Annotated in this window: 31 protein-coding genes, 1 tRNA gene and 1 pseudogene; 25 read left to right on the top strand and 8 right to left on the bottom strand. The window is 62.5% G+C overall.

The genetic code is table 11. The features are described 5' to 3' along the window. Positions 1–49: 49 nt before the first annotated feature. Positions 50–748, bottom strand: a complete 699-nt coding sequence (locus PWP93_RS12060) for a dienelactone hydrolase family protein (protein WP_421022727.1) — start codon at positions 746–748, stop codon at positions 50–52. A gap of 653 nt (positions 749–1,401) precedes the next feature. Between PWP93_RS12060 and PWP93_RS12055 the strand changes: the two genes are divergently transcribed. After that, positions 1,402–2,547: a branched-chain amino acid ABC transporter substrate-binding protein gene (locus tag PWP93_RS12055; protein WP_421022728.1), complete on the top strand. Its 1,146-nt coding sequence runs from the start codon at positions 1,402–1,404 to the stop codon at positions 2,545–2,547. Between the two features lie 123 nt (positions 2,548–2,670). Here PWP93_RS12055 and PWP93_RS12050 read toward each other — a convergent pair whose 3' ends face one another. Beyond that, on the bottom strand, positions 2,671–3,789 hold the full coding sequence (locus tag PWP93_RS12050) for an MFS transporter (protein WP_421045076.1): 1,119 nt from the start codon (positions 3,787–3,789) through the stop codon (positions 2,671–2,673). A gap of 254 nt (positions 3,790–4,043) precedes the next feature. Here PWP93_RS12050 and PWP93_RS12045 point away from each other — a divergent pair, with 254 nt between their 5' ends. The 3 genes from PWP93_RS12045 (at position 4,044) to PWP93_RS12035 (ending at position 6,905) form a co-directional block, all read left to right on the top strand. Then, positions 4,044–4,745, top strand: a complete 702-nt coding sequence (locus PWP93_RS12045; protein ID WP_421044635.1) for a HugZ family protein — start codon at positions 4,044–4,046, stop codon at positions 4,743–4,745. 399 nt (positions 4,746–5,144) lie between these two features. Next, positions 5,145–5,453, top strand: coding sequence for an H-NS family nucleoid-associated regulatory protein (locus tag PWP93_RS12040; protein WP_035523518.1), 309 nt, complete (start codon positions 5,145–5,147; stop codon positions 5,451–5,453). Between the two features lie 273 nt (positions 5,454–5,726). After that, the gene (locus tag PWP93_RS12035; RefSeq protein ID WP_421044634.1) at positions 5,727–6,905 is read left to right on the top strand and encodes a cation diffusion facilitator family transporter; all 1,179 of its coding nucleotides are present in this window, start codon (positions 5,727–5,729) and stop codon (positions 6,903–6,905) included. Between the two features lie 39 nt (positions 6,906–6,944). Here PWP93_RS12035 and PWP93_RS12030 read toward each other — a convergent pair whose 3' ends face one another. The 3 genes from PWP93_RS12030 to PWP93_RS12020 form a co-directional block, all read right to left on the bottom strand. Then, positions 6,945–7,415, bottom strand: coding sequence for an Lrp/AsnC family transcriptional regulator (locus PWP93_RS12030; RefSeq protein WP_174220033.1), 471 nt, complete (start codon positions 7,413–7,415; stop codon positions 6,945–6,947). A gap of 91 nt (positions 7,416–7,506) precedes the next feature. After that, on the bottom strand, positions 7,507–8,151 hold the full coding sequence (locus PWP93_RS12025) for an exonuclease (protein ID WP_421044633.1): 645 nt from the start codon (positions 8,149–8,151) through the stop codon (positions 7,507–7,509). A 53-nt stretch (positions 8,152–8,204) separates the two neighbouring features. Next, positions 8,205–8,882 carry an MBL fold metallo-hydrolase gene (locus tag PWP93_RS12020; RefSeq protein WP_421044632.1) on the bottom strand — a complete coding sequence of 226 codons (678 nt, stop codon included), beginning with the start codon at positions 8,880–8,882 and terminating at the stop codon, positions 8,205–8,207. A gap of 732 nt (positions 8,883–9,614) precedes the next feature. Between PWP93_RS12020 and PWP93_RS12015 the strand changes: the two genes are divergently transcribed. Next, positions 9,615–10,217 (top strand): septal ring lytic transglycosylase RlpA family protein, encoded by a 603-nt coding sequence (locus PWP93_RS12015; RefSeq protein WP_421044631.1) that lies wholly within the window; start codon positions 9,615–9,617, stop codon positions 10,215–10,217. Positions 10,218–10,352: 135 nt separating this feature from the next. Here PWP93_RS12015 and rsmI read toward each other — a convergent pair whose 3' ends face one another. Next, the gene (gene rsmI, locus PWP93_RS12010; RefSeq protein WP_421044630.1) at positions 10,353–11,246 is read right to left on the bottom strand and encodes a 16S rRNA (cytidine(1402)-2'-O)-methyltransferase; all 894 of its coding nucleotides are present in this window, start codon (positions 11,244–11,246) and stop codon (positions 10,353–10,355) included. Between rsmI and PWP93_RS12005 the strand changes: the two genes are divergently transcribed. The 14 genes and pseudogenes from PWP93_RS12005 to PWP93_RS11940 all read left to right on the top strand — a co-directional run bounded on the left by PWP93_RS12005 (position 11,245) and on the right by PWP93_RS11940 (position 20,387). Continuing rightward, positions 11,245–11,796 carry a YraN family protein gene (locus PWP93_RS12005; RefSeq protein WP_421044629.1) on the top strand — a complete coding sequence of 184 codons (552 nt, stop codon included), beginning with the start codon at positions 11,245–11,247 and terminating at the stop codon, positions 11,794–11,796. The two genes, rsmI and PWP93_RS12005, sit on opposite strands and share 2 nt — an antisense overlap. Before the next feature lie 185 nt (positions 11,797–11,981). After that, positions 11,982–12,569 carry a phosphoheptose isomerase gene (locus tag PWP93_RS12000; RefSeq protein ID WP_035523528.1) on the top strand — a complete coding sequence of 196 codons (588 nt, stop codon included), beginning with the start codon at positions 11,982–11,984 and terminating at the stop codon, positions 12,567–12,569. Between the two features lie 27 nt (positions 12,570–12,596). After that, on the top strand, positions 12,597–13,394 hold the full coding sequence (locus tag PWP93_RS11995) for a BON domain-containing protein (protein ID WP_421044628.1): 798 nt from the start codon (positions 12,597–12,599) through the stop codon (positions 13,392–13,394). A gap of 5 nt (positions 13,395–13,399) precedes the next feature. Beyond that, a complete protein-coding gene (locus tag PWP93_RS11990; RefSeq protein ID WP_421045075.1) occupies positions 13,400–13,774 on the top strand; it encodes a c-type cytochrome in 375 nt (124 codons plus the stop codon). Between the two features lie 93 nt (positions 13,775–13,867). Continuing rightward, positions 13,868–13,943: transfer RNA gene (locus tag PWP93_RS11985), tRNA-Ala, on the top strand. Positions 13,944–14,107: 164 nt separating this feature from the next. Further along, a complete protein-coding gene (locus tag PWP93_RS11980) occupies positions 14,108–15,325 on the top strand; it encodes a tyrosine-type recombinase/integrase (protein ID WP_421044627.1) in 1,218 nt (405 codons plus the stop codon). 301 nt (positions 15,326–15,626) lie between these two features. Beyond that, positions 15,627–16,412, top strand: coding sequence for a hypothetical protein (locus tag PWP93_RS11975; protein WP_421044626.1), 786 nt, complete (start codon positions 15,627–15,629; stop codon positions 16,410–16,412). Positions 16,413–16,494: 82 nt separating this feature from the next. Next, entirely contained in the window at positions 16,495–16,725 is a 231-nt protein-coding gene (locus PWP93_RS11970; protein WP_421044625.1) for a helix-turn-helix transcriptional regulator, read from the top strand. 44 nt (positions 16,726–16,769) lie between these two features. Then, entirely contained in the window at positions 16,770–17,126 is a 357-nt protein-coding gene (locus tag PWP93_RS11965) for a hypothetical protein (protein WP_421044624.1), read from the top strand. Continuing rightward, positions 17,119–18,456: a primase alpha helix C-terminal domain-containing protein gene (locus PWP93_RS11960; RefSeq protein ID WP_421044623.1), complete on the top strand. Its 1,338-nt coding sequence runs from the start codon at positions 17,119–17,121 to the stop codon at positions 18,454–18,456. The genes PWP93_RS11965 and PWP93_RS11960 overlap by 8 nt, the downstream gene beginning before the upstream one ends. Positions 18,457–18,621: 165 nt before the next feature. Beyond that, complete coding sequence (locus PWP93_RS11955; protein ID WP_421044622.1) at positions 18,622–18,921, top strand: type II toxin-antitoxin system Phd/YefM family antitoxin; 300 nt, start codon at positions 18,622–18,624, stop codon at positions 18,919–18,921. A 16-nt stretch (positions 18,922–18,937) separates the two neighbouring features. Beyond that, the gene (locus tag PWP93_RS11950) at positions 18,938–19,345 is read left to right on the top strand and encodes a type II toxin-antitoxin system RelE/ParE family toxin (protein ID WP_421044621.1); all 408 of its coding nucleotides are present in this window, start codon (positions 18,938–18,940) and stop codon (positions 19,343–19,345) included. Between the two features lie 2 nt (positions 19,346–19,347). Then, a pseudogene (locus tag PWP93_RS11945) lies at positions 19,348–19,761 on the top strand (HI0074 family nucleotidyltransferase substrate-binding subunit). Positions 19,762–20,162: 401 nt separating this feature from the next. Continuing rightward, complete coding sequence (locus PWP93_RS11940) at positions 20,163–20,387, top strand: SymE family type I addiction module toxin (RefSeq protein ID WP_421044620.1); 225 nt, start codon at positions 20,163–20,165, stop codon at positions 20,385–20,387. Between the two features lie 46 nt (positions 20,388–20,433). Here the strand turns inward: PWP93_RS11940 and PWP93_RS11935 are convergent, their stop codons facing one another. Continuing rightward, the gene (locus PWP93_RS11935; RefSeq protein WP_421022790.1) at positions 20,434–20,883 is read right to left on the bottom strand and encodes an SRPBCC family protein; all 450 of its coding nucleotides are present in this window, start codon (positions 20,881–20,883) and stop codon (positions 20,434–20,436) included. A gap of 186 nt (positions 20,884–21,069) precedes the next feature. Between PWP93_RS11935 and PWP93_RS11930 the strand changes: the two genes are divergently transcribed. The 3 genes from PWP93_RS11930 (at position 21,070) to PWP93_RS11920 (ending at position 23,805) form a co-directional block, all read left to right on the top strand. After that, positions 21,070–21,363, top strand: a complete 294-nt coding sequence (locus PWP93_RS11930; protein WP_421044619.1) for a hypothetical protein — start codon at positions 21,070–21,072, stop codon at positions 21,361–21,363. 351 nt (positions 21,364–21,714) lie between these two features. Continuing rightward, positions 21,715–22,836 (top strand): porin, encoded by a 1,122-nt coding sequence (locus PWP93_RS11925; RefSeq protein WP_421044618.1) that lies wholly within the window; start codon positions 21,715–21,717, stop codon positions 22,834–22,836. Positions 22,837–22,998: 162 nt separating this feature from the next. Continuing rightward, positions 22,999–23,805, top strand: coding sequence for a hypothetical protein (locus PWP93_RS11920; RefSeq protein WP_421022793.1), 807 nt, complete (start codon positions 22,999–23,001; stop codon positions 23,803–23,805). Between the two features lie 257 nt (positions 23,806–24,062). On the opposite strand, the gene PWP93_RS11915 is transcribed toward PWP93_RS11920, so the two are convergent. Then, positions 24,063–24,368, bottom strand: a complete 306-nt coding sequence (locus tag PWP93_RS11915) for a DUF4148 domain-containing protein (RefSeq protein WP_421022794.1) — start codon at positions 24,366–24,368, stop codon at positions 24,063–24,065. Positions 24,369–24,645: 277 nt separating this feature from the next. On the opposite strand from PWP93_RS11915, the gene PWP93_RS11910 reads away from it, so the two are divergent. From PWP93_RS11910 to PWP93_RS11900, 3 genes are read left to right on the top strand one after another with little or no spacing between them, the layout of a single operon-like run. Next, on the top strand, positions 24,646–24,894 hold the full coding sequence (locus PWP93_RS11910) for a DUF2282 domain-containing protein (RefSeq protein ID WP_421044617.1): 249 nt from the start codon (positions 24,646–24,648) through the stop codon (positions 24,892–24,894). Positions 24,895–24,906: 12 nt separating this feature from the next. After that, complete coding sequence (locus PWP93_RS11905; protein ID WP_421044616.1) at positions 24,907–25,785, top strand: DUF692 domain-containing protein; 879 nt, start codon at positions 24,907–24,909, stop codon at positions 25,783–25,785. Further along, the gene (locus tag PWP93_RS11900; protein WP_421044615.1) at positions 25,782–26,609 is read left to right on the top strand and encodes a putative DNA-binding domain-containing protein; all 828 of its coding nucleotides are present in this window, start codon (positions 25,782–25,784) and stop codon (positions 26,607–26,609) included. The genes PWP93_RS11905 and PWP93_RS11900 overlap by 4 nt, the downstream gene beginning before the upstream one ends. The last annotated feature ends 70 nt before the right edge of the window (positions 26,610–26,679 follow it).

The raw sequence follows: 26,679 nt of genomic DNA, 5'->3' as shown, positions 1-26,679 counted from the left end.
GCCGCAATGGCCGCTTCCTGTGCCGCGCTTGCGCGCCCCGGCGGTTTATTTACAGGTTTTGCGCGAGGAACGCGAGCGTGCGGCCGTGCGCGAGCGCCGACGCATTCTGGTTGTACGACGCGCGCACCGAGCAGTTGAAGCCATGATCGGCGCCCGGGTAGAGATGGAATTCGGCGTTGTCGCGGCCGGCGAAGCGCTCCTTCACCTGGCCCACTGCGTCGAGCGGAATGCCGTGGTCGAGCTCGGCGTAATGGAACAGCATCGGCTGCTTGATCTGGTCGGCGAGATCGAGCTGCGTGTGGATGCCGCCGCCATAGTACGAGACCGCCGCATCCACGGAGCCGCTCGCCGCGGCCAGATACGCGAGCCGGCCGCCCAGGCAATAGCCGATGGCAGCGACCTTGCCGGTGCACTCGGGCAGCTTGCGCAACGTGGCGGCCGTCGCGGCGATGTCCTCGACAACTAGATTCATGTCGGTCTTCTTCATCAGCTCGATGCCGCGCTCGCGGTCCGCGCCCACATAGTCGAGTTCGACGCGCGGCGCGGTGCGCCAGAAGATGTCGGGGGCGATCGCCACGTAGCCGTCGAGCGCGTATTGCTCGACCACGTCGCGAATGTGGCCGTTCACGCCGAAGATCTCCTGAATGATGACGATGCCCGGACCCTTGCCGCCCTTGGGCAGGGCGAGATATGCGCCGAAACTGTCCTTGCCGGCGGAAATGTCGATCCACTTGGTCGAAACGCTCACATTGCTCTCCTTCTACGCGAATGGGGTGGTGCAAAAACGGGGAGCCAGTTTGCCATGGCGGCGCGCGGCCTGCAGCGCGCCGTGCGCAAGCCGATCGTAATGATCGCGATTAATCGCTTTTGGCGCCTGCGGCCTTTTTGATCCGGCAGATCCTGGACTGCGCAACGATTCGTGGGTGCTGCGAATTAATCGAAGGCTGACTTTAATTTCAGCTAATCCGGAAGCGAGTGCCGGAATTCAAAAAGCAAACGTTATCGTGGCCGGCAGCGCATTTACCATGCCTCGCGTAACTCGCCAAAAATCCCGAAAAATATTCGGGCGCACCCTGGAAAATGCTTTCGAAAAGATTGCAAACCTCCTCTAAGACCCTTGCAGGACAAGGCTGGCGGGGCGATTGACCAGGGTTTCGAAGTACTCGGGTGAAAGACTATTGGTACTCGCCCCGATATCTGAAAAAAATACTCCAAATTAATTTGATCACCTACACTTGCGCGCAAGTATGGATGGGCGGTCTGCCATGAGCGGGCTTTTCGCCATACGGGCCAGGTGCATCAAGGATGCATCCGCGTGGTCGTCCGCACGGGGAGCGACACGTTCGGGGCGCGGGAGCACTGGGCGATTACGTTGCTGTTGGTTCGAAACCGGAGACTTACATGAATATCAAGCTTCACAAGCTGTTGCCGATTAGCGCGGCAGTCGTTTTGTTCGCGTCGTTTGCAACGGCATCGAGCGCTGACGAAACGGTCAAGATCGGCCACGTCGCACCGCTGACGGGCGGTATCGCGCACCTTGGCAAGGACAACGAAAATGGCGCGCGCCTCGCTGTGGAGGAAATCAACGCGAAGGGCCTGACGATCAACGGCCAGAAGGTCACGCTGGTGCTCGACGCGCAGGACGACGCGGCCGACCCGCGCACGGCCACGCAGGTCGCGCAGAAGCTCGTCGACGACAAGGTCGTCGCGGTCGTGGGCCACCTGAACTCGGGCACCTCGATCCCGGCTTCGAAGATCTACAGCGATGCGGGCATCGTGCAGATCTCGCCGTCGGCCACCAACCCGGCCTACACGCAGCAGGGTTTCAAGACCACCTATCGCGTGGTGGCGACCGACGCCCAGCAGGGCCCGGCGCTCGCGAACTACGCGGCCAAGACCATGAAGCTCAAGAGCGTGGCGATCGTCGACGACTCGACGGCTTACGGCCAGGGTCTCGCGAACGAGTTCGAGAAGACTGCCAAGTCGCTCGGCATGAAGGTGGTCTCGCATGACGCGACCAACGACAAGGCCGTGGACTTCCGCGCCATTCTCACCAAGATCAAGGGCGAGAACCCCGACGCAATCATGTACGGCGGCATGGACGCCACCGGCGGCCCGTTCGCCAAGCAAGCCAAGCAGCTTGGTCTGCGCGCCAAGGTGCTCGCGGGCGACGGCGTCTGTACCGACAAGCTCGCCGACCTCGCCGGCGACGCGACCGACAACATCGTGTGCTCGGAAGCGGGCATGGCGCTCGAAAAGATGCCGGGCGGCAAGGCGTTCGAAGCGAAGTTCGAGAAGCGCTTCGGCCAGCCGATCCAGATCTACGCGCCGTTCACGTATGACGCGGTGTACATCATCGTCGACGCGATGAAGCGCGCCAACTCGACCGATCCGGCCAAGATCCTCGCCGCCATGCCGGCTACGGACTACAAGGGCGTGATTGGCGAGACGACCTTCGATTCGAAGGGCGACCTCAAGCACGGCGTGATCTCGCTGTACAACTACAAGGCGGGCAAGAAGTCGCTGCTCGACGTGGTGAAGATGTAAATCGTCACCTGCTCGACTTCATGGTCGCAAGCGCAAAGCCCGCGGGTTTCTCGACTCGCGGGCTTTTGTTTTGTTCTGGAAGGCGCAATCGCTCCACGAACAGCGCTGCGCGCGGCGCAAGCGTCAAATCCCCAGCCGCCTGAGCACCTTCGGCCCGGCGAACGCCACCAGCGCGGCGCACAGCGCGACGACGGCGAGCCCGACGGTGAGATTGGTCACCTGCGTAATGCCGCCGATCACGACCGGACCGAACAGCAGCCCGAAGTAAGCGATGCCCGCGACGTGCGCGAGGCCCTCGGCGGCATGGATGCCTTTGACGCGCGCCGCGGCGGCGAACAGCACCGGCATCATGTTCGCGAGGCCGAGCCCCATGAGCGTGAAGCCCGTGAGCGCGGCAAACGAATCCGGCAGCAGCAGCGCGCCGATCATGCCGGCGCAGGCGAGCGAGGCGCTCGCGAATACGAGCTGCGGCGCGCCGAAGCGTGCGCGCACGGCGTCGCCGGCGAAGCGCGCGGCGGCCATGCCGCCCGAGAACGCGGCGTAGGCGGCGCTCGCCAGCGCCGGCGTCGAGAGCACGACGTCACGCATGTAGACCGTGGCCCAGTCGTACATCGCGCCTTCGGCGATCAGCGCGATCAATGCGATTGCGCCCAGTGCCCACAGCGCGGGCGTGCGCCAGCGGTTGCCGGTTTTGGCGTGCTCGCCGTGGGTGGCGTGCGGCACGTGCGGCAGCACGGCGGGGCATGACACGACGAGCACGAGCGCAGCCACCACCGAAGCGAGGAACAGATGCAGCGCAGGCGCCATGCCGTGCGCGAGCAGCGCGCCGCCGACGGCGGCGCCCGCCATGCCGCCCAGGCTGAACATGCCGTGCAGCGCCGACATGATCGGCTTGCCGACGGCTTCCTCGACGGCGCTCGCCTCGGCGTTCATGGCGACGTCGAGTGTGGCCATGCCCATGCCGAACGCCGCAAGCACGACGAGCAGCATCCAGTAGTACGGCACGACGAGAATCAGCGCGCCGCACACCGACATGGTGAGGCCGCCCGTGAGGCAGGCGCGGCGCGTGCCGACGCGCGTGATCCATCCGGCGATGGTCGTCATGGCCGCGATCGAACCGCCCGCCACGGCGAAGAGCGCATACGAGAGCAGTGCCGCGCTCAGGTGGAATTTGTCGCGCACCGTGGGCACGTGCACGCCCCAGGACGCGTACATCATCCCCGCGATGAAAAAGAGCGCCATGGTCGCGACGCGCGCGCGCTGGCGCGTGGCGGCGGGCAGCGCGCGATGAACAGCATGGGGCTGTTGTGCGAGGGACGAGTCGGGCAAGTGGTCGGACACGGAAGATCCTGGGGTGGACAACAGCGAATCAGCTTTTTGAAAGGCGAGCGGAAATTCTAGCGAAGGCGCGCATGGGCTGCTCGCGGCCGCGCGGCCTGTTCTAATAATGGGATCGCGCCGCGCCCATCGACCCCCTCACCGATCGAGAACACTCCTTGAAGATTCCCGCTCACGCTCCGCTGCACCTGCTGCATCAGGCCGCCACCGGCACGCTCGCCACCCACGCGCGCGAACCGCTCGGCTTTCCTTACCCGACGCTGCTGCCGTTCGTGCCCGATGCGCGCCACCGCCCGGTCATCCTCGTGAGCCGGCTCGCCGAGCACACGCGCAATCTGCAGAGTGACTCGCGCGCAGGATTCCTCGTCGCGCAGATGAGCGGCGACGATGTGCTGAGCGCGCCGCGCATGACACTGCTCGGCCGGTTCGAGCCTAGCGGGACCGAAGGCGGCGGGAGCATCGATTTTGACGCCGATTTTGACCTCGACGCGCTCGCGCGCCGCTACCTGCGGTATCAGCCGGACGCCGCGCGCTACCTTGCGCTCGGCGACTTCACGTTCTGGACAATGCGCGTGGAGCGCTTGCGCTATATCGGCGGCTTTGGCGCGATGGGCTGGCTCGACGGCGCGGATCTCGACCCGCTCGATCCGCTTTGCGCCGACGAGGAAGATGCATTGATCCGCTTCTTCGAAGCGCATCCGAAACGGCGAGACGGGCTCGCGTTGCTGGGCGTGGACCGCTACGGCGCCGACCTCGGCATCGATGGCGTGCGCACACGCTATGTTTTCGAGGCGCCGCAGAGCGACGCGCAATCCTTGCATGCCGTGATAGCCGATTGCCTCGCACGGCATGCAAGCTGAGTATTTTGTCTAGAAGGCTGCGGAGGCTGTTCACCGCCACTTCTAGTGCGTTGCGTAATTTAGAGATAATTCATGGGTGCTGCCGAAAGTTCGCATGAGATGAAATGTTTGTGGATTTTTTCTCGATTAATTTTCATGTCCTGCGAATTATGAGAGCAGGATTTATCTGAAAAATTGGATATTGGGCAAAAATACCGATTTGCATGAAATGGCAGGTCTTCGCGGCCTGGTGCGATGCTCTACGATATCTAAAACGTTTTAATTATTTTTATTGCCTGCGCTTTTCGCGACATTCGATTCTGTGTTAATCTCGCCTGCAAATTCCGAGGCAAATCACCTGTCAATGGGCATACTGACGCAAGATTGGTAGCCATTAATTAACAAACCACCAGGATACCTATGTCTTCCTACAAGGAACTCCTCGCTCAGCGAGAAAAGCTGGAGAAGCAGATTGAAGAGGCGAAGGCGCGTGAATATGCCGAAGTCCTCGACGAGATCAAGCAGAAAATGGCCGATTACGGCATTACGCTGGCCGAACTCGGCGGCGGTCGCGCAGCAGGCAAGGGCGCCAAGGCAGCCAGCCGCTCGCGCGCAAGCGTCGCTCCGAAATACCGTGACCCTGAAAGCGGCAGCACGTGGTCGGGCCGTGGCAAGCCGCCGCGCTGGATTGCCGGCAAGGACCGCGACGATTTCCTGATTCAGAAGTAATAAATCGCCTTCTGCCGTTTTGGCGATGGGCCCTGCGGCCCGCAAAGCGAAAAAGCCGCGCCGTCACGGGGCAAGCGCGGCTTTTTTGTTGCCCTCCTGCCAATACCTTGCCAATAGCTTGCCAACGCCTTGCGGCATTGTTCTTCGTGGGTAAACGCGAATACGAGGTGTTCTCGTAATCGGCTGATTTAAAAGAAAATTCCAAGGTTATCTCCAATTGGTCATGGTAGGGACATTACAATGGCGGCTATTCCACCTCGCGCTTTGTAACGCATGTCCTCCGCCACTGCCATATCGTCATCGGATAAACAGCGCGTCGCGCGCAAGACCACGTTTGTCAGCGTCGGCGTCAATTCGGTGCTGGTCGTGCTGCAAATCGCGGTTGGCGTGTTTGCGCATTCGCAGGCCTTGATCGCCGACGGCATTCATTCGCTCTCCGATCTCGTTTCCGATTTCGTCGTGCTGCTTGCGAACCGCCATAGCGGCGCAAAGCCAGACGCCGATCACAATTACGGCCACAGCCGTTATGAAACGGTAGCCTCATTATTTCTCGGCGCATTGCTGATTGCCGTGGGCGTGGGTATGCTCGCGCGCGCCGGCACGCGCATTGCCAATCTCGGCGACATTCCGCCGGTCCACGCAAGCGCGCTTGCGGTGGCCGTGTTCGTGCTGGTGTCCAAGGAGGCACTCTTTCGCTACATGCTGCGCGAGGCGCAGCGCGTGCGCTCGGCCATGCTGATCGCCAACGCGTGGCATGCGCGTTCCGACGCGGCATCGTCGCTCGTGGTCGCCATCGGTATCGTGGGCAGCCTCATGGGCGTGCGGCTGCTCGATCCAATCGCGGCGGCCATCGTCGGCTTCATGGTCGCGCGCATGGGTTGGGTGTTCGGCTGGGACGCGCTCCAGGATCTCTCCGATCGCGCGCTCGACGAAGCGACCACCGCCGACTTGCGCACCACGCTGGTCGGCACGCCCGGCGTGCTCGACGTGCACGAGCTGCGCACGCGCAAGACCGGCGACCTCGCGCTCGTGGACGCGCATATCCTCGTCGATCCGCTGATTTCAGTTTCGGAAGGGCACTACATTGCGGAGATGGCGCGCGCGCGCCTGCTCAAGGATCCGCGTGTGCTCGACGCGCTGATCCACGTCGATCCCGAGGACGACATGCACGTGCGCTCGGTCGCGGACCTGCCGCCGCGCAGCGAAGTCGTGAATGCGCTGCGCGAGGCGCTTGCGGCGCACGGCGTGCGCGTGGAGGCGGTCACGCTCCACTACCTGAGCACGGGCCTCGAAATTCAGGTCGTGCTGGCGGCGCGGGGCGAAGCGGGGCGTCTCGACGGCATCGACATGCAGGCGCTCGCGCGAAAGCTCGGCGCGAGCAAGGTGGAGGCGGTGCGGTCCGCGACGCCGCTGAAAGCGCCGACGGCAGGCCCGGGGCCGGCGGGCGCGTAGTGCCGCGTTAGCCAGCCGGGCCGGGCGAGGCGCTAAGGCTCACAGCGGCAATTGCGTATCGAACTTGATTTCCCGCAGCACGACGCTCGTGCGCACCTGCGCGACAGCGGGAATGCGGAAGATGCGCTCGTGCAGAAAGGTGTCGTAGGCCTTGATGTCCGGCGCGACGATCTTGAGGATGTAATCCGATTCGCCGGTCGTGCTGTAGCACTCGGTCACTTCGGGGCAGGTCGCGATCTCGCGCTCGAACGCCTCGACGCCGCCTTCGGTGTGCCGCGTGAGGTGAATATGCGCGAGCGCACAGACGTGCAGGCCGAGCTTCTCGCGATCGAGCAGCGCCGTGTAGCGCTGGATCACGCCCGACTGCTCCATGTCCTTGATGCGGCGCCAGCACGGCGTGCTGGAGAGGCCCACCTGATCGGAGATTTCCTGCACCGAGCGGCGCGCGTCGAGCTGCAAAAGGCGCAGGATCTTCTGAGAGAACGTATCGAGTGTCAAATGCGCCTCCATGTGCGTCGCCGTATTTCCGAATGTTAGAGGCCGGAAAAACGAAACGCAATGCAAACCGCGCGTGACGAGGGAGATTCCCTAAATTTGACGGTCAGATGGCGGCTTTCTGCCCCGAGGTGTCCCCATCATCGAGATCTGAGCCGGCTGCTGGCGCGGCCTGCTGCGCGCGCAGATCGGCGAGCATGTTGCAGAACAGCGCGCCTTGCTCGATGGCGTCGTCGAGCGCGACGTGGGTGTGCGGGTGATCGTCGAACCAGTGCTTCGGAAAGCGCGGCTTGATGCACTTGCGGTACGGCAGGCCTGTCATGGCGAACGCGAGCGTCTTGATGTCGAGCGCCGACCACGAGAACGGACAGCGCCCCGCGAAGCGCATCATGTACCAGAACATGAAGGTGAAATCGAAGCCCGCCGGCATGGCCACGAACACCGGCTTGCCGGGCAGCGCCTCCACCCAATCCACATAGGCATTGAGCGCTTCGGCCGGGTCCTGCAGATCCTTGCGGCACGCAGCCCATGCCTCGGGCTGCGTTTCCCACCACGCGGCCTGCACCGGATGCGGCGCCGCGCCTTCGAGCGTGGCGAGATTCGCCGAGAACGTGGCGACCAGACGCTTGTCGGCAGTGTAGGCCGCCGACGCGAAGCTCAGCATCGAGTGCGGGCCGGGGATGGGACCGTCGGCCTCGACGTCGGTGCTGACGTAGATCTCTTCAATGGCGGCTTGATTCGCTGGACTCATGGGCTGGATTCGATAACAGGTTCAAGGCGCTGCTGGCGAGCGCGGTCCGGCGCTCAACCCCAGCGGGTGTGGCTCGCACCGCCCGAAACGCCGGGCACGCTGTCTGCTACATACGGATTCGTGCGGCGCTCCTCGCCGAAGGTCGAAACCGGGCCGTGGCCCGGCACGAACGTGACATCGTTGCCGAGCGGCCAAAGCTTCTCGCGGATCGAGCGGATCAGGTCCGCGTGATTGCCACGCGGAAAGTCGGTGCGGCCGATCGAGCCCGCGAACAGCACATCGCCCACCAGCGCGAGATCATGCTTGCGGCTGAAGAACACGACGTGCCCGGGCGTGTGGCCGGGACAGTGATAGACCTCCAGCTCTTCATCTCCAAACTGCACGGTGTCGCCGTCCGCGAGCCAGCGGTCGGGCTCGAACGCCTGCGCATGGCCAAAGCCGAAGCGCTCGCTTTGCTGCGGCAACTGATCGATCCAGAAGCGCTCGTCCTCATGCGGTCCGATGATCGGCACGCCGAACTTTTCGGCGAGTTCTTTGGCGCCCGCGCAGTGATCGAGGTGGCCGTGCGTGAGCAGCACCTTTTCGAGCTGCACGCCTTGGCGCGCGATCTCGGCCTCGACGCGATCGAGGTCGCCGCCCGGATCGACCACGGCGGCGCGCCGCGTTGCCTCACAGACGAGAAGCGAACTGTTTTGCTGGAACGGCGTGACGGGAATAAGCGTGACTTTCATGCGCGCGGCTCTTGGATGACGGTGTTGCGGGGATCTGTACAGGCCAAAGACCCGATTGTACCGGGGCGCGCAAGACGTCGCCTCGGCTTGCTGGAGAGCATCTGTCAGCCTTGTCAGACAAGGCCCGTGGATGAGTAAGACAAACGGCTTTGTTACATCAATAGTGAAAAATCATGGAGTTTTCTACCAGGGAAGGATGGCAAGAATTACTTTTAGGTATAATGCGACGCATCAAGCACGTTACGCGTGCATTCACTGGACGATGTGACCCGCAGTTTAAAACGGGTCTCGATGCATCGCCGTCAAGCAGTGCCGTCGAGGAAGGCTGGCTAAACAGGCTGCCTTACAAGATGGCAAATCAGGTGCCGATCCGTTCGGCACCGCACGTCTTGCCCAGCCAGGTGCTACGCGCCTGCCACGGCCTTGCTGCCGTGACGCTGGGTGGGGCCTACGCCGCCGTTCCTGTGCGCCGTGTGTTACCGGCGCGCCTGAACGTGTACATCGCGTTCGATGGCGGCATGTGGGGTCTGGTCAGGCTGCCGGGGACAGGCTGCGCCAGACGTGAAAGAAAACCAGCGGTTAGCGGCATATGGGGCTGCATCCGGGTATTGGCATTCGCTCGCCTTTTTTCATCGATCGGCGGGAGGGGTGTTCTTTTGCCTGCGACCGCCGGAGTCATCCGCGAACGCGCAACCAAGGCGCGGGACGGCTCCGAAACACGATGGCTAACTTATGAAATTCGGACTTTCTCGACGACGACTCGGGAGTCTCGCAGCCGTGTCCGTGCTGGCCGGTTGTGCCATGCCGCCTGGTCAGCAGGACCATGCGCAGGGCAACGCGCTCAGCACCAAGGACGCGCACACGGCGTTCGCCGCTCCGCAGAGCTACGGCTCCGCGTTCGGGACGCTGCCTGCAGCAGGCGCCGGCAAGGGCAACTCGCTTGCCGACGCACAACCGATCGACGACAGCACGCCTGACGTCGGCTCGTTCCATCAGACCGGCCGCGCCTCGTGGTACGGCCGCGCGTTCCATGGCCGCAAGACCGCGAGCGGCGAACGCTTCGACATGAAGGCGCTGACCGCTGCGCATCGCACGCTGCCGCTCGGCTCCTATGTGCGCGTGAGCGTCCCCGCTACGTCGAAGTCCGTCGTGGTGAAGATCAACGACCGCGGGCCGTACGTGCGTGGCCGCGTTCTCGATCTGTCCTATGCGGCAGCGAAGATGCTGGGCCTCCAGCATGCGGGCACCGCGAAGGTGAACATCGAAGGTCTCTCGCGCCAGGAAGCGAAGGCCGCGCAAGCCGAAATGCTGGCAGCAAACTCGAGCACCAACTGAGATTCGCCACGCTGAGATTGCAAACATGAAGGGCCGCGTCGATCGATCGACGCGGCCCTTCGGTTTTTCTGCGGCGCTTTTCTGCCGTGTTTTGCAGCCGCATGGCCCGATGCGGCTCGTTGCGGTTATCGACGCTTAGTTGACGTCTTCCTCGCCGCCTTCGTTCTTCAGCTCCAGCGCTCGCGCATAGAGCGCGTTGCGCGACGCGCCGGTGAGCGCCGCCGCGATCTTTGCCGCGCCCTTCAGCGGCACTTCCCCCAGCAGCACACGCAGTAGCGCATCGTGATCGGCGTCGCCAGGCGACTGCGCGCTCGCGCCCTCCACGACCAGCACGAACTCACCGCGCTGACGATTTGCATCGGCGGCCAGCCACGCTGGCCCTTCGGCCAGGGTGCCGCACCAGAGCGCCTCATGTAGCTTCGTCAACTCGCGGGCGATCAGCAGACGCCGCGCCGGGCCGAATGCATCGGCGAGTGCCTGCACGGTTTCGACAATGCGATGCGGCGCTTCATAGAACACCATCGCATTCGCATGCGTTTCCAGCGCTTGCAACGCGGCCGCGCGTTGCTTGGGCTTGGACGGCAGAAAGCCGAGGAACGTGAAGGTCGCGACCCAGTCGCCGGCTGCGGAAAGCGCCGTGGCGAGCGCGCTCGCGCCCGGCAGCGGCACGACCTGGAAACCGGCGGCACGCACTGCATCGACGAGCTTCGCGCCGGGGTCCGAGATGCCGGGCGTGCCCGCGTCCGAGACGCAGGCCACGCGCTCGCCCGCGCGCAGATGCTCGATCACGCGCAGCGCCGCTTCGCGCTCGTTGTGCTCGTGCACGGCGATGAGCGGCTTCGAAATGCCGTAGCGCGCGAGCAGCTGGCCCGTGTTGCGCGTGTCCTCGGCGGCGATGCGATCGACGAGACCGAGCACATGCAGCGCGCGCAAGGTGATGTCGGCCGCGTTGCCGATGGGCGTCGCTACAACGTACAGCGTGGCGGCGGGATATTGCTGGGCCTGGGCGAGTTCGAGGAGGGACGTCATGACACGGCGAACGCAGGAAAAGAGGCCGTCATTGTGCCATGTGGGGAAAGTCGCAGCGGAACAGGGCACGCGGCAGCGCGAGAGCGGCATACGCGCCTCGCGCACGCGCGCAGGTGCGGATGAACTTTCGAGTCCACCTTGCGACAACTTTTACGCGCGCGGCCGGTCCAATGCCGAACGCCGCGAGGCAGGTGCGCGTTTTGAATCGCACGCACTCGCTTTTTTGCAGCGTCAGCGCCTCGTGCTGGTCGCGCGCAACGTGCATTGCCGTGCCGGCGAACTGGACCTGGTGATGCGCGATCGCGACGGCACGCTTGTTTTTGTGGAAGTGCGCGCACGCACGTGGCACGGTTACGGCGGCGCGGCGGCGAGCGTGGGCTGGCACAAGCAGCAGCGCATCTTGCGGGCGGCGCGCCATTACCTGACGAGCCTCGCGATGCGCGCGCATGCACGCGAGGCGTTGCCGCTGGCGTGCCGCTTCGACGTGGTGACGTTCGACGGCGGGCGCCTCGCGTGGCTGCGCGATGCGTTTCGCGAAGATGGACGTTGAGCGGAGGAAGTGCAAGCCGATACGGCGACGCGCGTTCACGCACGACGCCGAGCGCGAAAAAATCGGTATGGAAAGCGCGAGCGGAAAAGAACGCCGGAAGAGAACGAGCGTGAGTGCGCTAAACTTGCGGCACGCCGCAATCACGCGGAATATTCGCGATACCCGCAGTACAGATTAGAGAGTCGATGTCCGTCGAACGAATTCAACAGCACTTTCGCGACAGCGCAGCCGTCAAGCTCGCCGCGATGGAAGCCCTGGCCGTGCCGATTGCCGCCGCGGTCGACACGATGTTCGCCGCGCTGGCGAACGGCAACAAAATACTCGCATGCGGCAATGGCGGCTCGGCCGCTGACGCCCAGCACTTCGCCGCCGAACTGATCGGCCGCTTCGAGCGCGAACGCCCGAGCCTGCCCGCGCTCGCGCTCACGACCGATGCCTCCGTGCTCACGGCGCTGGCGAATGACTACGCCTATGACCAGGTGTTCGCGCGGCAAGTGCGTGCGCTCGGCCAGCCCGGCGACGTGCTGCTCGCCATCACGACCTCGGGCAACTCGGCGAACGTGCTGGCCGCCATCGAAGTCGCGCACGAGCGCGAAATGATCGTGATTGCGCTGACCGGCAAAGGTGGCGGCATGGTCAACGATGCGCTCGCCGATACCGACATCCATCTGAGCGTGCCGTCCGATCGGACCGCGCGCATCCAGGAAGTGCACCTGCTAACGATCCACTGCCTGTGCGACGGCATCGACGCGATGCTGCTGGGCGAAGACTGACCGCGAAGGACGAAGGAGAGGGAGTTGATGAGCAGAAACAGCAAGATGCGCGCGCTGGCCCGGACCACGCTGACGATCGGCTTCGCAGCCTCGCTGTGCGCGAGCCTGCAGGGTTGCTTCCTCGCCGTCGCGGGCGCGGCGGCGGGCGGCACAGCGCTGGTGGCAACCGACCGGCGCACCGTGGGCTCGCAGACCGAAGACCGCGAGATCCAGGTGAAGGCGCTCTCGAACCTGAGCAGCGGCCTGCCCGATAGCTCGCACGTGAACGTGGCCGTGTTCAACCAGCGCGTGCTGATAACGGGCGAGGTGCCCGACGACGCATCGAAGCAGAAAGCCGAGACCCTCGTGCGTGGCGTCGCGAACGTGGGATCGGTCATCAACGAACTGGCGGTTCAGCCGGCGAGCTCGTTCTCGTCGCGCGCCAACGACTCTTACCTCGAAGGGCGCGTGAAGAGCGAGCTGATTGCCTATAAGGACATCTCGGCGAACAACTTCAAGGTGGTGAGCGAGCGCGGCATTATCTATTTGATGGGCCTCGTGACCACGCAGGAAGGCAACATTGGCGCGAACGCTGCGAGCACGGTGCCTGGCGTGATGCAGGTGGTGAAGTGCTATCAGTACATTCAGCCGGCGCAGGCGGCTGCGGCGAATGCATCGGCTAGCGGCAATGGCGCGACGACAGCGCCGGTGAGCGCCGCCGATGCGCCGACTGTGGGCGCGGTGCCTGACGCGGGGGTGAGTTCCAAACCGCTCGATGTGCAATCGCCCGCGCCGGTGAAGGATTCTGCGCCGGTGCGTCCGGGTAGCAATGGGAAGACGATGTGATGGTGATGCGTGCTTTGGTTGCGCCTGGGCGGTGGATTGCTGGGGGGGCGGTGCTTGCTGCCGTTGCAGGAGGGGCTCCGGCTTTTGCTGCTGATGCTGCTGCTGTGGGTAACGGGGCGGTTGTTGCGCGCTCCAATGCTTGCATGGGGTGTCATGCGGTGGATCGGAAGCTCGTCGGGCCTTCGTTTAAGGATATTGCTGCTAAGTACAAGGGTGATGCTGGTGCGCAGGGCAAGCTCGAGAAGAAGGTACGGGATGGGGGCGCTGGGGTTTGGGGCGCGGTTCCTATGCCCGCGCATCCGCGGATGAGTGCGGGGGATGTGAAGGATGTGGTGGCCTGGGTTTTGGCTGGGGCGCCGGATTTCTCTGCTTCCAAGTAATGCGCGCGTTTTCGCGGGCTCTTAAGGTTGAGGTCGCGCAATTTTGGTGCTTGGCACAAGCGGAAATTGCTGTGCTAGAATCGATTGAATCGTGGGGCGGTAGCTCAGCTGGGAGAGCGTCGCGTTCGCAATGCGAAGGTCGGGAGTTCGATCCTCCTCCGCTCCACCAAGAATACGTACGACGAAATCCAGGGAAGTCCAGAAACCCCGCAGCCAGCAAGGCTCGCGGGGTTTTTTATTGCCTATAATGTCCGGTACGATCCACTCAAATCCGGCCGCAGATTGGGGTACTTCTTGGGGTATCCACCCTGCTGCCCGAGGGCGATACCCCCAATGGCTCTTACCGACACGACGATCCGCAACGCGAAACCCGACGACAAGCCTCGCAAGCTGTTCGATGGCGGAGGGCTATTCCTGCTCATCGCTCCGACGGGCGGCAAACTCTGGCGGCTCAAATACCGGTTCGACGGAAAGGAAAAGCTGCTGGCGCTGGGCGTCTACCCGGACGTGAGCCTGAAGGACGCAAGGGAGGGGCGGGACAAGGCCCGCAAGGAACTGGCGAAAGGTGTTGATCCGAGCGCAACCCGAAAAGCTGAAAAAGCTTCGAACCTAGGGCGCGCAGCCAATTCGTTCGAGGTCATTGCCCGTGAGTGGTTCGCGAAATTCGCGCCCACGTGGGCTGACAGCCACTCCAGCAAGATCATCCAGCGGCTGGAAAACGACGTCTTCCCCTGGCTGGGCGCGCGGCCGGTTGCCGAGATCACGGCCCCCGAACTGCTGACGGTCCTGCGCCGGATCGAGGACCGGGGTGCGCTCGACACGGCGCTGCGGGCCAAGCAGAACTGTGGGCAGATCTTCCGGTACGCCGTCGCAACAGGACGCGCCGAGCGTGATCCTTCAGGCGACCTGCGGGGTGCGCTCGCGCCGGTCACGCATCAGAATTTTGCCGCCCTCACGGATCCGAAGGATGTCGCCGAGTTGCTGCGCGCGATTGAGGCATTCAGGGGCACCTTCGTCGTCAAGTGCGCCCTGCAGCTGGCGCCAATGCTCTTCGTGCGACCGGGCGAGCTCCGCATGGCGGAGTGGGCAGCCTTTGATCTCGACAAGGCGGAGTGGCGCTACCTGGTCACCAAGACCAGAACAGAGCACCTCGTTCCGCTGCCGAGCCAGGCGGTGGCGATCTTGCGCGAACTGTATGCCCTGACCGGGCAGCGGCGCAATGTGTTCCCGGGTCGCGATCCGCGCAAGCCGATGAGTGGGGCAGCTGTCAATGCCGCGTTGCGCCGGATGGGGTATGACACCAAGACCGAGATCACCGGGCACGGCTTCCGGGCGATGGCACGCACGATCCTGCACGAGGAGCTTCATTTCAAGCCGGAAGTCATCGAGCACCAGCTTGCACACAAGGTGCCCGATGCCTTGGGCACGGCCTATAACCGCACCAGATTCCTGACGGAACGTCGGACCATGATGCAGCAGTGGGCCGACTATCTCGACCGGCTGAAGGCCGGCGCGAGAATTGTTTCGGGAAAGTTTGGGGCAGCGGGATAACAAATACCTGAGCCCGGCTGCACGCCGATCTAATACGTCGTCCCGGTATCCCGCAAAATCCGTTGTTTCGCGACTGACGCACCGTGATGCGTCCGGTTGGTTTGAAAATAAAAACTTAGCAGTACAATCCATTCATGTCCGGAGTGATGCGATGAATTGCGCTGCGCCTGGACCGATGGGCTGAAAGGCGGCCCGTCACGATGGCCGATTGGAGTATATTTTCTAGTCCTATCGAATCGACAAAAAAAGATGCCGCTACGTGCGGAATCCCAGACGAACTGAAGCGGAGCGCATGACACGAATGGTACGTTACGTCAAATCGGCACCGAAGGAGCTCATTGATCTGTACGAGAGCAGGTCGGTGCTGAAGGGCAACGCCCTGCTTGAACGCCTAATTACACACGTTGGCATGGAATCGGCATGGGGCACGCTTGAGAAACACGCGAAGCGTCCTGGTCGAGACACGAAGCCATACTGCGATCCGCCCGTTGCCATACGATGGGCGTGGGATGCGCTTGAGGAATACGAGAAGCACCCTGGTCACGCCACGAAACTGTTTCGCGCGATTGTCGTGTTTGAGCAAGCCAGCCGGAAGCCGCGTGTAAAGAGCCGTCTGGAGGAAAAGGAAAGGTACCGGCGGGTTGTTGACCTGACGCAGCAGCTGGCAAGCGCTATCGCAAACGGCCCGCTGGATAAGTTGGTGTACGAATTTTTTTCCGCCGAGACGATGGATGCCAATGGGATAACCGGATGGGACGATCTGAACGAAATGGCGCGCGTTGCGCATGCGCACACCGAATTGCGCGAATGGCCGCCCCTTGTTGACATCTTGGACAAACTGCGCATTCAGGCTGCAAAACTGGCGGAAGAAGCGATGTCGATACCGCGCATCGTCGGCCGAGTTCCCCGGCGACCTGAAGATTTCCGAAAACTGCACTTTGTCCGCGAGCTCTCGATGTTTATTGGATCTGAGTACGGCAGGCCGCTGCACAGCGCTGTCGCGAATATTACCAATGCAGCTCTTTTTGACACGTGCCTGGTCGACGCAGATGTGGCGAAGATTGTCAATGCCAATAAGGATGCCTAAATATGTAACCTAGGCGGGTGGAACGATGTTGTTCCGGAAAATACGATGGTGTCCTCGTACAGCCATCAACGGATCACACGAAATGCACCAACTCCCCGAAACCGGTTACCTGCGTCTCCGCCAGATCATCGGCGACCCCCTGGCAAATCCGCCTATCCCGGCACTGATCCCCGTCGGCAAGTCCACCTGGTGGGAGGGTGTCCGTACCGGGCGCTATCCGCCCCCGATCAAAACGCTCGGTGCACGCATCACGGCATGGAGAGTAGAGGACATCAGGCAACTCATTCAGAAAGCAGCGGGAGATAGCGCATGAGGTGCACGACACGCAATTCCTGCCGCTACACGGCGCAGCAGTTCGTGGAAGACATTTCTGCGACCGTCCCGTTCATCCTGCCTCTGATTCATGCGATTGGCCGTTTGACTACTTGCGGCAACTGCGGTGCTCAGCATGATGGTGAGCGCTTCGGAACGAGCATTCGCAGAAACGGGAAGAAAATTGTCGGCGTCGAGATCGTCGCAGTGTGCAACGCCTGCGCCACCGGTCTGACGATGCTGGACTGCACTGCGGAGAATCTGGTTGAAGCCAGCGGTATGTTCGTTCCCGAGGCGAGCTGGATTTCCGTAGCAAGGGCCCTCCGCGAGCTGGTCTCTGAGGTAGCGAGACGCGACGGCCTGCCGTTCCTCATAGATTTCGAAGGGAGCACAGATGAGTGAAATCCAGCCTTCACGTTCCGACCGGCGGCTTGCGTTTTCCCTCTTCTCCAAGTTGACGGAAACGACGCCACTACGGGCGGGAGAGCGCTCCTGGTCCATGGTCCAACAGATATTTGAAAGCCATTTTTCGGGTCCGTACAAAGAGCAAATGCCCGGCTTTTGTCCCGTACGTTTCAACCCCGGAACGACGCGCGCAGACGTTAACGTCGTCGCTATCAGTTGCCTTGTGCTTGATCTGGATGGCATCCCACTGGATGCAATTCGTGGCGCAATCAGCCAATACGAATGGGTGGCTCACAGCACACATAGTCATACGCCAGCGCGGCAGTGTTCGCGGGTGATCTTCCCCCTCACGCGCGACGTATTCCCGGCTGAATGGTCACGATTCTGGTCCACTGCCACCAATGAATTGACGGGTGGTCTTGCGGACAAGGCGTGCAAGAATCCGTCGCGCTTCTACTACCTGCCTTCCGTGCACCCTGAGCGTGCTGCAGACGCGTTTCATGAGCACAACGAGGGTACTTGGCTCAACCCCGATGCGTTCCTTGCCAACGTCTGCGCTGCGGTGACGGGCGCTGATCCGGGAGCTGTCAACTGGATCAATGGTGCGCCGTCAGATCAGGCTGCAGCTCTGGAATCGAACCTCGGTGCGGGGAAAGTTGACCTTGACGCAGTGATTTCGGAGGGAAGCCGCAACGATGGGCTGACCCGCGTGGCCGGGCATTTCGCGCATGCTGGACTAACCGGGGAAGATCTGTTCGAGCGGGTTCAGGCGCACAATGTCGCCAAGTGCAAACCACCGCTCGACCGCCTGGAAGTACGAACAATCTGTTCGAGTATTTCAAAACGCGAAGCCGAGGCGCGCGCGACGGCAGCGGATACCCTCGAAGCCGCCTTGCGTGACTTAAACGGACAATTTGCGTGGATTCAAACTCCACCTGCAATCTGGCGAATCGCTTCAAGGGAATTTGTGCCGGTATCCGCATTCCGGATCGACCAGGGAAACCGTCAATTCCTGTCCGGCAAGACGTACGTCGAACTGGGAACCGCGTGGCTCAAATGGCCGGAACGCAGACAACACTCCTGCCTTGCATTCGAGCCGCAGGAACCCATGATCATGGCAAACGGAGCACTGAATCTGTGGGAGGGATTCGCCTTTGCGGCTGCCCCAGGTGACGCCGGCCCCTGGCTCACTTTGATGACTCACCTGTTCCCGGACCCGAGTGCGTGCCGATGGATTCAGCAATGGCTGGCACATTCGATACAACATCCGGGCACCAAGAAGCATTCCGCAATCGTATGCTGGTCGCCCAGCAGAACATCTAGGTAGCGCCGAAGAAGTTCGGAAACACCATGTAGGGTTGTCTCGCGGTTTTTTGTTTTCGTTCTGTTTCAGTGGTTTTCGTTGGCACCGGGGGCATGCGATGACGACGCCGGACGAATCGCGGTATCATGTACGCTATTCTGTACAAAATAGCTGCCTAGGGAGTGAGCCATGCCCATCTCAGCCCGCGACGTGATCCCGCTGTCCCACGCTAGAGCCAATCTGTCCGAACTGGCCGACCAAGTAAAAGCCGGTGCTGAGAAAATCGTCACAAAGAACGGCGAGAGCTACGTTGCCATCATCGATGCGCAGAGGCTGGATTACTATCATCAACTGGAGCGGGAACGCATCCACTTGCTGTTAATCGCAGATGCCAGCAAGGGCTTGGCAGATGTGGCTGCCAACAACGTCAAAGAGGCTCGTAGCGCTCTCTCCGCCCTCAAGCAGCGTCGCACCAGAACAACCGGCTAACGACCAGATTCGTGCCGTGACAGCCCGCCACACCGTCAAACTCACTGCTAACTTCGAGCACAATCTCGATGAAATCGAAGCGTTCCTGCGAGAAGCCAAAGTCCCGCAGGCCTTTGATGCGCTCCTGGACGAACTGACGGAAACCGTTGTTCCCAATCTCGAGCGCTTTTCCGGCATGGGCCGGTCCTTCCTCGAACGCCCAATTCATTCCGTGGAAACGAGCAACGGCATCGCTCGTCTGACCCAACAATTAAACACCATTGCCGAAGGCGGCGAGCTGCGCGAATACGTGATGACGCACTATTTGCTGCTGTATGCGCAGATCAAAGGCACGGTATATCTGCTCTCGATCCGCCACCACCGACAGCTTTCGTTCGATCTGGCTAGCCACTGGCCAGCTCGAGTGGATAGACCAAGGGGATAGCCATGGGTATCGATGGACTTAACCTGACACCGTTCGAAAGAGCCCTGTTTCGCCTGAAGGAGGGCTGGGAGCGCTATCAACTTGACATCACTGACCTTCAAATTCGGGATGGCCTGATTCACTGTTTCGAATTCACGTACGAGATCAGTCACAAAATGTTGAAGCGCTTCATGGGGATGGCTTCTGCTAATCCGGTCGAGTTCGATGCGATAAATTTCCAGGACCTAATCCGCAGCGGCAATGAGCGAGGCTAGCTACTGGGGGATTGGTCGAATTGGAAGAAATACGGGGAGATGTGGAGCAAGACTAGCCACGCCTATGACGAGCAGACGGCGCTGCAAGTCGTGGCCGGAATTCCCGAGTTCCTTGAGGAGGGTGGCTACCTGCTCGCACAGTTGAGCGCCAGAATATCATGATCGGGAAGCATCCTGCCGTCCCCGTGATCGATTGAGCTTCAACTGGCGAGTAATTTAAGGCGGTGATAGCCGTACATATGGTTGTGATAAGACCGCCGCGCGAAACCCCGATGTGAATGCGTTGGTTTTTAAAAATAAAATCATACATTGAATAAAATCAAATATAATTTTTGTAATCCGTGTTATTATTTTAAATAAATAGGATGCCGTATTAAAAACGCAGCAGCGGAGGGAAATTCAACGCTGTAATCGACGTGTAGGCAGCAGGCGTTGTTGAGGCAGTCGTCAAGCAAGCCTTGACAGCTGCCATCGACGGCAAGGCTGTAAACGAAGCGCGGGCCATGCGTGTTACCAGCACTCATGACCCGCTAACCAAAACCAACTCACCTCAGGAGTTGACCATGGCTGATGCCAATCTTAATGCATCGCACGAACATCCCGTGCGTCACGTAACCATTCAGCAGTACTGGCGATATCGCCGCATCAACGCGCGAACCCGAGCCGATCCACCGCTGTACCCATGGATCAAGCTAGCCGGTCGATGGCTAGAACTCGCAGGCTTCGAAGCAGGGCGGCGCGTAAGGGTAGAAGTGCACCAAGGCAAACTTGTGATCACGCAGGATTAAGTAGAACTACAAACGAAAACCCCGGCCTCCACCGGGGTTTGTCCTTCTAAGGCTCCCGAATCTCCGCCTCCACCAGCGTCTTCAACAACGCCACCGACTCCTGCCACCCAAGATAACAAGCCTCAACCGGAATAATCTCAGGAATCCCTTCCTGCACCGCATTCAACTCCGTCCCGCAAAACACAGCACGCAGCGAAACCGTAGTCTCCATCACCCCAGGCAAATTCGGATCATCAAACACGCCCGTATACCGAATCCGCTCCCCCGGCACGAGCTCCAGATACTCCCCACCAAACGAGTGACTGGCGCCATTGGTGAAGTTCGTAAAAGACATCCGATACTTCCCGCCCACAACCGCATCAAGCTGATGCACGGTCCCGGTAAACCCATTCGGCGGCAGCCATTTAGCCAACGCGGCGGCATCCAGAAACGCGCGATAAACCCGCTCAGGCGGCGCCGTAAAAACACGATGAATTCGAACAGTACCCGTAGCCATATCCACCCTCCACGCAGTCACAAATGAGCAAAACGACAAACCCAATCACCCAGGGATTCTAGGCGACAGCCCAATAAATCGACTCCAGCAAGCCCCCGCACCGCAGCAACCCAACCCGTCCCAGTGCCCTAAACTAAACCCTATGCCCCGGGCCACCCGCCCGCACCCAGTCCCTCGGAGGCCACCATGCCCGCCGCGCAGCTTGAGACTCAAAAAGTTGATTACGAAGGTTTCGAGATCCACGTCAGCGCGATGCCGGCCCAGGAAGGCGGCACGCGCTATACCTACACTGCCTATGTCTGCCACCCAGGCGCGGACATCACACGGCCGGGCCACTCGGTCCCGTACCATCCGGACGGCGAGGAAACCTTCCGCAGCGAGCAAGAAGCGGTGGAAGAGGCGGCACATGTGGGCCGGAGCATCATCGAGGGCACGCATCCCGATCTTTCGGTGCTTTCGCTCGTGACCCACGGCTACTAGCCAAACCGCAACTAACAGCCCCAGCCGGGCAGCCTTAACGCGCACACTCGCGGTGCAGCATCCACGCTGCGCCCGGAGTCAACTCGCGTTCGCCAAGAACGCCGCGTCCAGCTTGCAGCGTCACACTCGCACCACAAGCTCCCCGCTGGATCAACTCTTTCGTTGCACATCCCCATCGCTTCCTCAAAAATTCCGCCTTGCGCTCAGATAGGCATTGCGTAATGAATACGATTCTTATTAACATTTCCAGAGTGTAAGGTCAGCAGGTCGTGCGCGCGCCTGAACAGCGCTGCCGCACCGTACCGTCCCTGCGCCGCAACAAGCCACAACCATTCACCGTCCAGCACTCTCATGACTCGCCCTTCGCACAAGAAGGCTGCGCTTGCCGCCGCCTGCGCCGCTAGTTTTCTCAGCCTGAGCGCATCCGCGCAGGCTCAATCCACCGTCACGCTCTATGGCGAGATCGACGCGGGCCTCGCCTATGCGAACAACGTCGGCGGACACTCGCAATATCAGCTCACCTCGGGTCTCGTCGACGGCAGCTTCTGGGGCCTGCAAGGCAGCGAGGATCTCGGCGGCGGCATGAAGGCGCTGTTCCGTCTCGAGCACGGTTTCGCGCCGGCCAGCGGCGAGGCGCGCAACGATCACCCGTACTACGTCGGCCTCCAATCGGAGACGTTCGGCACGCTCACGCTCGGTCGCCAGTACGACTCGGTCCACGATTATTTCGCGCCCTTCACGCTGACGGGCGGCGTCGGCGGCACCGCGTTCGCGCATCCGTTCGACAACGACAACGCCAACAATTCGTACCTCGCCGCGAACGCCATCAAGTACGCGAGCGCGAACTATGGCGGCTTCACGTTCGGCGGTATGTACGCGTTCTCGAACGGCGCGGGCCGTTTCGCCGATAACCGCGCCTACGGCATCGGCGCGAACTATTCGGGCGGCGCGTTCAGCGCGGGCGTTGCGTGGCTGCACAACAATGGCCGCGGCGCGACCGACAACGGCGCTTACGATCCGTTCGCGCTGCCGGGATCGGGGGACACGGCGGGTTCGGTCATCGATACTTTCGTCGGCAAGCAGGACACCATCGGCGTCGGGGGGAACTATGTGATCGGCGATGTGACGCTCGGCGCGGCGTGGTCGCGCTCGATTCAGACCGGTGTCGTCGATGCGCAAAGCGGCTTTGGGCTGCCGTCCGTCGCGTTCAGCAACTACGAGGTCAACGCGGTCTGGCAAGTCACGCCGGCGGTGGCGCTCGCGGGCATGTACGTCTACACGAAGGGCGCGGACGCGCGCTGGCACGAGGGCGCGCTGCAGGCGGTCTATCAGTTCTCGAAGCGCACCGACGCCTACGCCGAAACGATCTATCAACGCGCGACAGCGGGCGCGCCCGCAGCCATCAATTCGTTCGATCCTGCCAGCGGACGTAACCAGCTCGTGGTCGCCACGGGTATCCGCCACCGCTTCTGATCCCGGCGCGCTTTCGGGCGCGCGTGTTCGCGCGCCGGTCGCTGCATGATGGCCGGCGCGTGAATCCAGGCAGTCAGGGCGCCGGTCAGCGCATTCGCGCGTGCGCTGCTACCATCGGCCGTTCTCTCCTCATCGCCGTCCTCATGGCGGTCTTCTGCCCCGATGCTCGCGCTCAAGCTCACGCTCGTCCCGCTCTTCCTGTTGTTCGTCTCGATGGCCGGCAAGCACTGGGGGCCGAAGGTTGCGGGCTGGCTAGCCGGGTTGCCCGTGATCGCGGGTCCGATTCTCTGGCTGCTCGTGATGGAGCACGGCAATGCGTTTGGCGCGCGCGCCGTCACGCTCTCGCTTTACGCGATCCTCGCGTCCGAGGCGTTCAATTTCGCTTATGCATGGACGTGCCGCGCGCGGCCCTGGTGGTTGGCGCTCGCGGTGGCCTTCGCTGCGTGGTTCGCCGCCGCGTGCGTGCTGTCGCGCTTGCCGGTGTCGTGGCCGTGGGCCTTGGGCGTGGCGCTGGCCGCTACGCTGTTTGGCCAGGCGTTCCTGCCGCGCAGCACCGTGGTGGCTGCCGGCGCGCCGCTCGCGCGCGCCGATCTCGCCGGGCGCATGGCGGCCGGCGCTGCGCTTACGCTGTCCGTCACGGCCTTGTCCACGCGCCTCGGCCCCGTGTGGAGCGGTCTGTTCGCGGTGTTTCCGTTGCTCAGCAGCGTGATGGCGGTGTCGTCGCATCGCGCGCACGGCGCGGCGTTCGTGATTGCGCTGCTGCGCGGGATGGTGCTCGGGCGCTTCGGGTTTGCGGCGTTCTGTCTGGTGTTGTCGCTGGGACTGCAACATCAGTCGGCGACGCTGGCATTCGCCGAAGCGGTGGCGGTCGCCATGCTGGTTCAGGCGGCGAGCGGACGTCTTGCGCGGCTCAAGCGCGCGGATCCCGCGCAAAGCGGCGTGCGTGCCGATGCCGTTTCCACGGAGTAACCGGCGGGCGGAGTCAACGAGACAGAGGTGAGGAAAAAGGCCCGGACAACGTGTGTCCGGGCAAGCCGCCGGTTTACCGGCGGCGGAGGTTTTCTGTGCGAGCGTCGCGCGCGGCGCTCGAGATGCCGCGAGGCGACGTCATCTAATTCGATTGCGCAAAAACTGACGGGCCCGCTCTCCAATTCGATCGAGAGCGGGCCCGTCCGGTGTGCTTCTCGCAGCGCCCCGCTGGGCGGGGCACTGCCCTCGACAGTTGCTTACTGGCCGAAGTAGACCGACTTGGCCGGCGTCACGCGGCTGCCGGCTTGCGTCGAGCCGTTGGTCGATGCGCCGTAGGCCGTGGCTTCGGCCGTTGCGCTCTGCTGCGCGACCTTCGCTTGTGCGGCTTGAATGTCGGCAGGGTAGTACGGGCTCGAGACGCCCGGGCGATAGCCGGCCTGTTCGAGTTGCACGAGTTCTGCGCGCACCTGGGCGCGGGTCAGCGGCTGGCTTTGTTGAGCGAACGACAGAGCCGGGGCGGCAAGAACGGTAGCGGCAAGGGCTGCAGCAATCAGGGTCTTCATGATCAATAACCTCCAAGGTTTATCTTTAGAACCGTAACAATTGGTTTGTTCGATTCGTTGATGTAACTTTATTGCTACGAGGTTCGAAGATAAATATCGAGATACGGCAAATATCATTGCAAAAATGAAGATAATCGCCGCTGGCTCAGGCCGTGCTGAGCTTTGGGCGTGCCGATGCGGGGGCAAGCTTTGCGGAGCCAAAGGTGAGGCAAAATATTGCGCGAGAGGCCGTGCGGCGCGGCTCACGCGCCTCTCGTTACCTTCAGGGAGATTTCCGATGAAAAACGCATTGAGCCGTCAGGCCGTGATGGCCGCTGCGCTGGCGGGTCTTGCAGCGGCAGGCGTCGCGAACGCCGCCGATACGGTGAACTGCTATGGCGTCGCCAAGGCTGGCCAGAACGATTGCGCGAGCAAGACCGGCGTGCATGATTGCGCGGGCCAGGCCAAGGTCGATTACGACAAGGGCGACTTCAAGACGATGCCCAAGGGCACTTGCGAAAAGCTCGGCGGCACGCCGGAAACGTAAGCAAGGCGCGGCATGAGCACGATGATGCATTCACCTTCGCGCACGAGTGAGGCGCAAGGCGTCGGCATCGGTTTGCGCCACGCGCACTACGGCGCGTTCATGGAGGCGCCGCCGCCGGTCTGCTGGGTCGAGGTCCATAGCGAGAACTATTTCGGCGATGGCGGCTACGACCTGCACGTGCTCGAAACGGTGCGCCGCGATGCGCCCGTGAGTCTGCACGGGGTGGGCCTCGGGCTTGGCTCGGCGGCTCGACTCGACGACACGCATCTCGCACGTCTCAAGCGTCTCGTCGAGCGCATCGAACCGGCGCTCGTTTCGGAGCATCTATGCTGGGGCGCGATGCCCCACGCCGCGCTCCACGATCTTTTGCCGATGCCGCTCACGCAGGCGTCGCTCGATCATCTGTGCGCGCGCGTCGCGCGAATGCAGGACACGCTGCGCCGGCGCGTGCTGATCGAAAACGTCTCCACGTACGTGCGCTTTCGCGACGACACCCTTGGCGAGATGACTTTTCTGGCCGAGCTGGCGCGCCGCACCGGCTGCGGCGTGCTGCTCGATGTGAACAATCTCTACGTGAACCAATGCAATCACGGCGAGGACGCCCTCGCGGCGATGGCCGCATTGCCGCGCGAGGCGGTGGGCGAGTTGCATCTCGCGGGGCATCGCGTGACGGAGGCCGCGGTGATCGACGATCACGGCTCGCGCGTCGCGCCAGAAGTCTGGACGCTTTATGAGGCCGCGTTGCGCCGATTCGGCGCGGTGCCCGCGCTGATCGAATGGGACACCGGCGTGCCGCCGCTCGATGTTCTGCTCGACGAAGCGAGGCTCGCGCGCGAGCGCATGACGTGCATTGCGCGCGATCCGCTCGCGAGCGTGCAGGTGCGCGCATGAGCGCCGATGAATCGCTGGTGTCGATGCAGGCGGCCTTTGCCGCCGCGCTCGACGATCCCTCCGCCGATGCCGCGCTGGCCGCGGCACACCTGCGCCCAGGCGCTTCGATTGGTGCCGCACACGAACGTCTTGGCCTTTATCGCGGCAACGTGCGCGCCGCACGGCGCGCTGCGCTGGCGAGCGCGTATCCGGTGCTCGCGGCGCTCGTCGGAGAGGCTTACTTCGATGCACTCGCGCTCGCTTATGCGCGGGCGCATCCATCGCGCGACGCGGATCTGAATCGCTTCGGCGCGGCTTTGCCGGTCTTCATCGAGCGCTACGAAACCGATGCGCGCTACGCATATTTCGGCGACGTTGCGCGGCTCGAATGGGCGCTGCACATGGCCGCCTTCGCCGCCGATGCCGAGCCGCTCGCGCCGGCGCAGTGGCAGGCGATCGGCGCGGAGCGGCTCATGTCGTCGCGGCTCGCCGTGCATCCGGCATGTGTCGCGCTGGCCTCGAATTACGCAGCGCTTGCTATTTGGCGCGCGCATCAGCAAGGCGATCAAAACCTCGGCGACAAAGCGCGTGAAGGAGCGCGCCAGCATGCGTGGCCCGACCGCGTCGATACACCGGGTTGGGTGCTTGTCGTGCGTCCGCGTTGGCGTCCCACTGCGCTTGCGCACACGCAGGCAGCGCACGAGGCGTTCGTGGCGCTTCAGCGCGGCGCGACGCTCGACGAAGCGCTCGAACGGGCATTCGCCGTCGACGAGGCGTTCGACTTCGCAAGCCATTGGCGCACGTGGATCGAGGCGGGCGCGATCGTGGGCTTGCACAGCGGATGACGCGTTCGCGCGCTGCAATTGAGGTGCAGCAAATTATTACCCGGGTGATATTGCGCTTTCAAATTTACCC

It is taken from the genome of Paraburkholderia sp. A1RI-2L (assembly GCF_048957375.1).
Classification (GTDB): Bacteria; Pseudomonadota; Gammaproteobacteria; order Burkholderiales; family Burkholderiaceae; genus Paraburkholderia.
Note: the sequence above shows the minus strand (reverse complement) of the source record. Positions and strands in the feature narration are given on the sequence as shown.